The sequence below is a fragment of the Pseudomonas sp. P5_A12 genome (genome assembly GCF_056400685.1).
Genome location: NZ_JBFUKU010000253.1, coordinates 1 through 7530 on the forward strand (window position 1 = coordinate 1; position 7530 = coordinate 7530).

10 protein-coding genes are annotated in these 7530 nt (G+C 58.7%); 5 read left to right on the forward strand and 5 right to left on the reverse strand.

Features of this window, described 5'->3' with window-relative positions; all coding sequences use genetic code 11:
* Positions 1 to 1078 (reverse strand): MFS transporter (locus AC1DSG_RS24315; RefSeq protein ID WP_477793172.1); only part of this gene is annotated, 1078 nt, incomplete at its 3' end.
* 534 nt (positions 1079 to 1612) lie between these two features.
* Between AC1DSG_RS24315 and sstT the strand changes: the two genes are divergently transcribed.
* On the forward strand, positions 1613 to 2845 hold the full coding sequence (gene sstT, locus AC1DSG_RS24320; RefSeq protein ID WP_477793173.1) for a serine/threonine transporter SstT: 1233 nt from the start codon (positions 1613 to 1615) through the stop codon (positions 2843 to 2845).
* 184 nt (positions 2846 to 3029) lie between these two features.
* Here the strand turns inward: sstT and AC1DSG_RS24325 are convergent, their stop codons facing one another.
* On the reverse strand, positions 3030 to 3539 hold the full coding sequence (locus AC1DSG_RS24325) for a DUF1993 domain-containing protein (protein ID WP_452627356.1): 510 nt from the start codon (positions 3537 to 3539) through the stop codon (positions 3030 to 3032).
* A gap of 194 nt (positions 3540 to 3733) precedes the next feature.
* Between AC1DSG_RS24325 and AC1DSG_RS24330 the strand changes: the two genes are divergently transcribed.
* Positions 3734 to 4381 (forward strand): YceH family protein, encoded by a 648-nt coding sequence (locus AC1DSG_RS24330; protein WP_477793174.1) that lies wholly within the window; start codon positions 3734 to 3736, stop codon positions 4379 to 4381.
* 149 nt (positions 4382 to 4530) lie between these two features.
* Here AC1DSG_RS24330 and AC1DSG_RS24335 read toward each other — a convergent pair whose 3' ends face one another.
* Together AC1DSG_RS24335 and AC1DSG_RS24340 are read right to left on the reverse strand one after the other, a co-directional pair.
* A complete protein-coding gene (locus AC1DSG_RS24335) occupies positions 4531 to 5049 on the reverse strand; it encodes a cupin domain-containing protein (RefSeq protein ID WP_477793175.1) in 519 nt (172 codons plus the stop codon).
* Positions 5050 to 5059: 10 nt separating this feature from the next.
* Entirely contained in the window at positions 5060 to 5878 is an 819-nt protein-coding gene (locus AC1DSG_RS24340) for a shikimate 5-dehydrogenase (RefSeq protein WP_477793176.1), read from the reverse strand.
* Between the two features lie 247 nt (positions 5879 to 6125).
* Between AC1DSG_RS24340 and AC1DSG_RS24345 the strand changes: the two genes are divergently transcribed.
* The 3 genes from AC1DSG_RS24345 to AC1DSG_RS24355 all read left to right on the forward strand — a co-directional run bounded on the left by AC1DSG_RS24345 (position 6126) and on the right by AC1DSG_RS24355 (position 7198).
* Positions 6126 to 6494 (forward strand): hypothetical protein, encoded by a 369-nt coding sequence (locus AC1DSG_RS24345; RefSeq protein WP_477793177.1) that lies wholly within the window; start codon positions 6126 to 6128, stop codon positions 6492 to 6494.
* A 226-nt stretch (positions 6495 to 6720) separates the two neighbouring features.
* Entirely contained in the window at positions 6721 to 6915 is a 195-nt protein-coding gene (locus AC1DSG_RS24350; protein WP_007944773.1) for a hypothetical protein, read from the forward strand.
* A 100-nt stretch (positions 6916 to 7015) separates the two neighbouring features.
* Positions 7016 to 7198, forward strand: coding sequence for a hypothetical protein (locus tag AC1DSG_RS24355; RefSeq protein WP_477793178.1), 183 nt, complete (start codon positions 7016 to 7018; stop codon positions 7196 to 7198).
* Here the strand turns inward: AC1DSG_RS24355 and AC1DSG_RS24360 are convergent.
* Positions 7195 to 7530 (reverse strand): AI-2E family transporter (locus AC1DSG_RS24360; protein ID WP_477793179.1); only part of this gene is annotated, 336 nt, incomplete at its 5' end. The genes AC1DSG_RS24355 and AC1DSG_RS24360 overlap by 4 nt on opposite strands.

Sequence of the window (7530 nt, forward strand, 5' to 3'; positions counted from 1 at the left end):
CCGCAAAACCGAGGCCTTGCAGTCCGACGCTGTCTATCACCCGGCCGCCGACCATGGCGCCCAGGCCGATGCCGAGGTTGGCTCCGGCGATGTTCAGCGATGCAGCGAACGCCGGCGCCTCGGGCGCCGCCTTCATCAGGCGAACATGACTGACCAGAAACAACGCCGCCTGTGTCACACCCCAAATACCCATCGCCGCCGCCAGACCGAGGGGCGAATGAATGTTCGGCACCAGCGCCACCAGGCCGGCAATCATGAACGCGCAGAACATCACCGAAGCGATCAGCGGATGACGATCCACTGCGCGGCCGCCCAGCGAGTTACCGATCAGCCCGACCGCGCCAAAGCCCATCAGGCACCAGCCGACCACCGTGCCGTCGAAACCGGCCAGGCGTTCAAGAATGTCCGCCAGGTAGGTGTACGCGGTAAACATGCCGCTGAAGACCACGATCGATAGCAGCACATGACCCACCATCAGCGGGCTGCGCAGGATTTTGAATTGCGATCGGAAACTCACCTGATGCTGGTGCAGATCGGTTTTCGGCAGGTAGATAAACAACAGCAAGGCTTTGGCAAAGGCAATTACCGCGAGAATGCCGAAGGCGCTGCGCCAGCCGAACGCGTCGGAAATCAGCGTGCCCACCGGAATGCCGAATACCGTGGCGCAGACAATGCCGAAGCCGATCTTGGCGATGGCGCGCCCCGCGTAGTCGGGGCCGACAATGTCCACCGCCGTTTCACTGGCCAATGCCCAGAACACCGGCAACCCGAGTGCGGGAATCAACCGGGCAAATGCCATGACCCAGATATTCGGCGCAAACGCCGCAAGGGTGTTGGCCAGACCGAACATGATCAGCACCGAGATAAACAGCTTGCGCCGTTCAAACCGCGCGAAGTACGCGGTCAGGAACGGCCCGAAGGCCGCGACGGTAAAGGCAAACAAGGTCACCAGCAAACCCGCTTGCGGGATGCTGACTTCAAGATCTCGGGCAATCGCCGGCAACAGGCCGACGATGACGAATTCCGTGGTCAGCACCGTGAAACCGGCGGCAGACAACAGAAGAATGGGCAACAGCATGCACAACTCCAGAAAACGACGACACCAGCGAATAGCCCGGAGGCCCGCTGGCAGACTTGAAAATGAGGAGGGCGAATCTTAACAGAGTGTTTCCAGACAGGGTTGCACGAACCTGTTTATCTCGTTGTTTGCACAGGTGGCATATCGTCACAGGCCTGAAAGATCGGTCCTGCGCTGTGATAAAATCCGCGCCCTGAAAAACGTACACCCTGTGGTTAATGCCGATCAGTTCAGCCATTTTTGCGCAACGCAATTGTTGTAGCAGCTGGCGTAGCCTGCGTCGGCCGGTCCGCGCTCGGGCGCAGCAGTCGTGAAATCAGACAATACGGTGTTTCAGGAATACCGCAAACTCAGGTTTTACGACTGCTGCACAGCCGGACGCAGGCTTCGCCAGCTGCTACGGATCGCGTCATGGCTTAACTGATCAGCGTTACATCCAATGGTTCCTTTTCGGTTTCCAGCCTGCGGCCTGCCCTGTTTGTTGCTGCACACCTGCGAAACCCTGCACTGATAAAAAATCAGAGATGACGTTTAATGAACGCACCATCCCCTTCGCTATTGCAACGCCTGAAACGCTTGAGTCTGGTCACGCAAATCATCATCGGCCTGATCGCCGGGATTGCCTTGGCGCTGTTCGCGCCGGACGTGGCCAAGTCCTGCGCCTTCATCGGCAAAGTGTTTGTCTCGGCACTGAAAGCCGTCGCGCCGATTCTGGTGTTCGTGCTGGTCATGGCGTCGATCGCCAACCATAAGCACGGCCAGGAAACCCACATCCGGCCGATTCTGTTTTTGTATTTGCTGGGGACGTTTGCCGCCGCCGTGGTCGCGGTGGTAGCCAGCATGATGTTCCCGTCGAGCCTGGTGCTCGCCACCCATGACGTCGCGGTCACCGCGCCGGGTGGCATCGGCGAAGTCCTGCAGAGCCTTCTGCTGAGCGTGGTCGATAACCCGGTCAGCGCGCTGATGAATGCCAACTTTATCGGCATCCTGGCCTGGGCCATCGGCATGGGCGTCGCCATTCGCCATGCCGGCGACACCACCCGTGAAGTGCTGGGGGACTTGTCCAACGGCGTGACGCTGATCGTACGGCTGGTGATTCGCTTCGCACCGCTGGGAATTTTCGGCCTGGTGGCCTCGACCCTTGCCACCTCCGGCTTCGGCGCCTTGATCGGCTATGCGCATTTGTTGGCGGTGCTGCTCGGCTGCATGCTGTTCGTGGCACTGGTGATGAACCCGATCATCGTGTTCTGGAAGCTACGTCGCAACCCGTATCCGCTGGTGCTGACCTGCCTGCGCGAGAGCGGAATTACTGCGTTTTTCACTCGCAGTTCGGCGGCAAACATTCCGGTCAACCTGGAGTTGAGCAAGCGTCTGGGCCTGCATGAAGACACCTACTCGGTGTCGATCCCGCTGGGCGCGACCATCAACATGGCCGGCGCGGCGATCACCATCACTGTGCTGACCCTGGCGGCAGTGCACACCCTGGGCATCGCCGTGGACATTCCGACCGCGATTCTGCTGAGCGTCGTCGCGGCAATCTGCGCCTGTGGCGCTTCGGGCGTGGCGGGTGGTTCGTTGCTGTTGATTCCACTGGCGTGCAGCCTGTTTGGCATCCCGAGCGAGATTGCCATGCAAGTGGTGGCGGTCGGTTTCATTATCGGTGTGTTGCAGGATTCGGCGGAAACCGCGCTGAACTCGTMTACTGACGTGCTGTTCACCGCTGCGGCTTGCTTGGGTGAAGAAGAAAAAGCCCAGCGAGTGGCCTAACCCAAATCCCCTGTGCGAGCCTGCTCGCGATAGCGTCGTCACATTCAATATCAATGTTGACAGACACAATGCCATCGCGAGCAGGCTCACTCCCACAGGGGGCAGTGGTGTTGGTCAAGAATGCTGGCACATGAAAAAGCCCCCGCAACCAATAGCTGCGGGGGCTTTTTTGTACCCGGACGGTTTAGAACGCGCCCATGTAATCACGCTTGCCCACTTCCACACCGTTGTGACGCAACAGTGCGTACGCCGTGGTGACGTGGAAGAAGAACTGCGGCAGGCCGTAGCTCAGCAGGTAAGCCTGGCCACTGAAGCGCTTCTCTTTCGGCGTGCCCGGACGGGTAACGATCTCGATGCCTTCCTTGCCGTTGATCTGCTCCGGCTTGATCTCGGCGATGTAGGCCAGAACCTTGGTCAGCAGCGCTTGCAGTTCGGCGAAGGTGGTTTCGGTGTCTTCGTACTTCGGCAATTCAACTTCAGCCAGACGCGAGGAAACGCCTTTGGCGAAATCAACGGCGATCTGCACCTGACGCACCAGCGGGAACATGTCCGGGTACAGGCGGGCTTGCAGGAACGCGTTCGGGTCAATGTTCTTTTCGGTAGCGTGCGCTTCGGCTTTTTTCAGCACATCACTCAGGGCGGTGAGCATTTGCTTGAAAACAGGAACGGAAGCGTCGTACAGGGAAATGGTCATGGCAGTCTCGTGTGGTGACAGGAGGGAAAACGTCGGCCGATTATAGCCATCCCCGCCCTTCCCGGGACCGGTCTTTTTCCTCTGCCGTACACCTTTGCCACCGGGAGACGACGAATTCTGTTGCCATTGGCGCTCGTCAATCTAAAGTGCATTCACGCAAGTGAAAAACATGAACCGGGTAAGGATGCGCCACCATGAGCACTGAGCAAGAGACGACCTTCGACGAGCCGCGGCTTAACAGCACGGAAATCCGCATTCTGGGCTCGCTGATCGAAAAACAGGCCACCAGCCCGGAAACCTATCCGCTGACCCTCAATGCCCTGGTGATCGCCTGCAACCAGAAAACCAGCCGCGAACCGGTGATGAACCTGACTCAGGGTCAGGTCGGCCAAAGCCTGCGGGCGCTGGAAGGACGTGGTTTCACCAAACTGGTGATGGGCAGTCGCGCGGATCGCTGGGAACACAAGGTCGACAAGGCCCTGGAACTGGTGCCGGCGCAGGTGATACTGACCGGGCTGTTGTTCCTGCGTGGTCCGCAGACGATCAATGAGCTGCTGACCCGCAGCGGGCGCATGCATGAATTTGAAGACGCCGAACAGGTGGTGCATCAGCTGGAGCGTTTGATTGCTCGGGGTTTGGCGTTGTTGATTCCACGACAAGCCGGGCAGCGCGAGGACCGGTATATGCATGCGCTGGGGGACCCGGCGGACATCGAAGTTATCCTGGCGGCGCGGCAGAACCCGGTGGAACGCGGCGCTGGTAGCGGCGTATCGATTGAGCGAATCGAAGAACTTGAAGCGCGCATTGCTGCGCTGGAAGAACGACTGGCCCGCCTCGAATAACAACTCGATCCCTTGTAGCAGCTGCCGAGCAGCGCGAGGCAGCGTTCGGCGGCGCAGCCGTCGCAATACCGGCAATTGAGTGTTGTCAGGCAAACCGCAGACGCRGCCTCGCGCTGCTCGKCAGCTGCTACAGGATTTGCGTAAACCTGTTACTCGCCATCCCAGTAATCCACACCATCGCCCGGCCGGGCGATGGCGACAAAGCCCGATGCATTGCCCTCGGCATCCACCTTGAAATCATCCATCACCGCGTATTTGCCTGAATCCGGGTACTCGCAGATCTCCGGCGATTGCTGGGTGCTCACCGCCAGATAACGCAGTTCAGCGTTGCTGGTGTTGATGATCTGGTGCGCCGTTTCCGGGCCACCCGGCGGGCAGGCAATCACGTCACCGGCCCGAATCGGGAAACGCTCGGTCCCGAGACGAATCTCCCCTTCCCCGGCCACAACGTAAAACATCTCCTCGTTGACCCGATGACTGTGAAATGGACTGCCTCGCATGCCCGGTTCCAGCACATACAACCGATATCCAAGTTTCTGCGCGCCCAGTTGCTGGCCCACGCGGGCTAACCGTTGCTGGTAACGGCCAGCCGTGTCGCCAGTGGGGGCCATTGCTTCGGGCAACGGTTCAAGATCGACCTGATTCAGGTTGAGAATGCGCGGATGCATGGGACTCCTCCTAGCTGCGGGCAAATTCCACAGCTTTGTGAAACTGCTCATCCGTCGGCCGAACGCCGGTGTACAGCACAAATTGCTCCAACGCCTGGATCGCGACAACCTCCAACCCGGTAATCACCCGCTTGCCTTCAGCGCGCCCCCGCACGATCAGCGGCGTTTCCGAAGGGATCGCCACCACATCGAAGACAGTCTCGGCTGCGGCGATGGTTTCAGGATCRAACGCCAGTTGATCGGCCTCCGGACCGCCCGTCATGCCGATTGGAGTGACGTTGATCAGCATTTGCGGGCGCTGTGCGCCCAGTTCCGCTTGCCACTGATAGCCCAGCGAATCAGCCAATGCACGCCCGGCGCGTTCATTTCGGGCGAGGATCAAACCGTTTTTGTAACCGCCGTCGCGCAATGCGCTGGCCACAGCCTTGGCCATGCCGCCGCTACCGCGTAGGGCAAAGGTCGAATCCTTGGGGACTTCGTGGGTGTTGAGCAACTGCTCGATGGCAATGTAATCGGTGTTGTAGGCCTTTAAATGACCGTCGGTGTTGACGATGGTGTTGATCGATTGAATGGCCGCCGCCGAGGCGTCCAGTTCATCCACCAGTGCGATGCACGCTTCCTTGAACGGCATCGACACGCCGCAGCCACGGATACCCAAGGCACGAATACCACCCACGGCCCCGGGCAAATCCTGGCTGCTGAAGGCCTTGTAGTAGAAGTTAAGGCCCAGTTGTTCATACAGATGATTGTGAAACCGCAGGCCGAAGTTACTGGGGCGCGCGGACAGCGACATGCACAGTTGCGTGTCTCGATTGGGGTTCATCTGCATGAAACTTTCTCCTTCATTAGCACTTTCAGATGGACGGGATTAGCCATTCCATCGGGTCTGTTCGATCATTACTGTATAGGCAGCGCGAGATAGCGCGGGCCGTCAGGAAACCGGTACAGACCTTACACAAAATTTACCTGACCGCTGTGCTGAATTTCGTAAAAAAGCTGTCTTAGAGGTATCCCCCGCGAGAATTCTTGGGTCTATTGCAGACGCAAGCGCTGGGTCGAAAAGCCGAGGAATGATCATGATTCGTTCAATTCCTGCAGTTGCCTTGCTGATCGGTGCACTCGCTTTCACAGCGCCGGCGCAAGCCCATGGCGGTGGTTGTGGTAATTGCTGGCAAGGTCCAGCGATTTATGGCGCGATCGTCGGTTCGGCCATCGTCGGTTCGGCCCTGATCAACGCCAATCGGCCGGTTTATGTACAACAACAACCGGTTTATTACCAACCGCCACCGGTTTACTACCAACCAGCGCCGGTCTACGTGCAACAACCGGTCTATTACGCCCCTGCACCGGTTTACTACGGTCCGCCGCGTTACTACGGCCCGCCACGTTATTACGGCCCGCCACGCGATTACTACGGCCGTGGCCACGGTTATGGTCACTGGTAATCACCCGGCCCCGCCTCAGCAGCGGGGCTTTTTTATGACCGCTGGTCGGCGAACGTCTGGATATATCGCGTCAATGTCGCTGTGGGGACAGCGTTGGTGGTTGAAATTGGCAATATTGACTTGAATCATCCCCGCCTTGCGCCAAACGGTCATATTTATGTCATGTCAGGTCCGCAAGCTTGGATCTGTCCGCAAACAACAGATCAATAACAACAAGGACGGCCTCATGCCCACACAAAACCCGCACCGCATTGTCGGCTTGTGCACTTCCAGCAAGGTGTACAACGCATTGACCGAACTCAAGCACCTGGAAGGCCATCGCAGCGCCAAGTTCCTATCGCTGCTGGCGGAAAACCTGGTGCGCAAAGGCCTGCTCAACGAGCACGAAGTGGTTCATATGCTCGATCTGGTCGTCGACTGAGGCGAACAGTCACTGGCGTCAATGACGACTATCGAAAGCGTTGATTTTCCGTTTCGCAGCCGTGTCCGTAAGGTAGCCCCATCGATTGATGGAGGTACTTATGTCCCAGGTTCAGATCATGTCAGTTATCGGTAGCGCCGTTCCCGCCCCGCTTAGAGCGCTGGGAATGCTCGCCTGTTGGTACGTGGTGCAGGACGGTGAAGCGATCAGTGGTCCGTTCACCTCGCTGCCGGACGCACAGGCCTTGTCGCAACGTCTCGGCCAAGGCCAGCTAAGCGCCTAAGGCAGCTGCACCTTCGGTTTGGTTTCAAGGAAAATGGCCCAACTGGACATGAACAAGGCTGCAATCAGTGGCCCGATGACAAAGCCGTTGAGGCCAAAGATCGCCAGACCGCCCAGGGTCGAGATAAGGATCAGATAGTCCGGCATCTTGGTGTCCTTGCCCACCAGGATCGGTCGCAGCACGTTATCCACCAGGCCGATTACAAAAATCCCGTACAGCCCCAACACCACGCCCTGCCAGATCGCCCCGCAGAGCAGGAAAAACGCCGCCGCCGGCGCCCAGATGATCCCCGCCCCCACCGCTGGCAACAGCGACAAAAACGCCATCAGTAC

What these genes read in the sequence shown, in the direction of transcription:
- AC1DSG_RS24350 (WP_007944773.1), top strand. Translation starts at nt 6,721, where the DNA reads ATGCCCACACAAAACCCGCACCGCATTGTCGGCTTGTGCACTTCCAGC.
- AC1DSG_RS24330 (WP_477793174.1), top strand. Translation starts at nt 3,734, where the DNA reads ATGAGCACTGAGCAAGAGACGACCTTCGACGAGCCGCGGCTTAACAGC.
- AC1DSG_RS24355 (WP_477793178.1), top strand. Translation starts at nt 7,016, where the DNA reads ATGTCCCAGGTTCAGATCATGTCAGTTATCGGTAGCGCCGTTCCCGCC.
- AC1DSG_RS24345 (WP_477793177.1), top strand. Translation starts at nt 6,126, where the DNA reads ATGATTCGTTCAATTCCTGCAGTTGCCTTGCTGATCGGTGCACTCGCT.
- AC1DSG_RS24325 (WP_452627356.1), bottom strand. Translation starts at nt 3,539, where the DNA reads ATGACCATTTCCCTGTACGACGCTTCCGTTCCTGTTTTCAAGCAAATG.
- AC1DSG_RS24335 (WP_477793175.1), bottom strand. Translation starts at nt 5,049, where the DNA reads ATGCATCCGCGCATTCTCAACCTGAATCAGGTCGATCTTGAACCGTTG.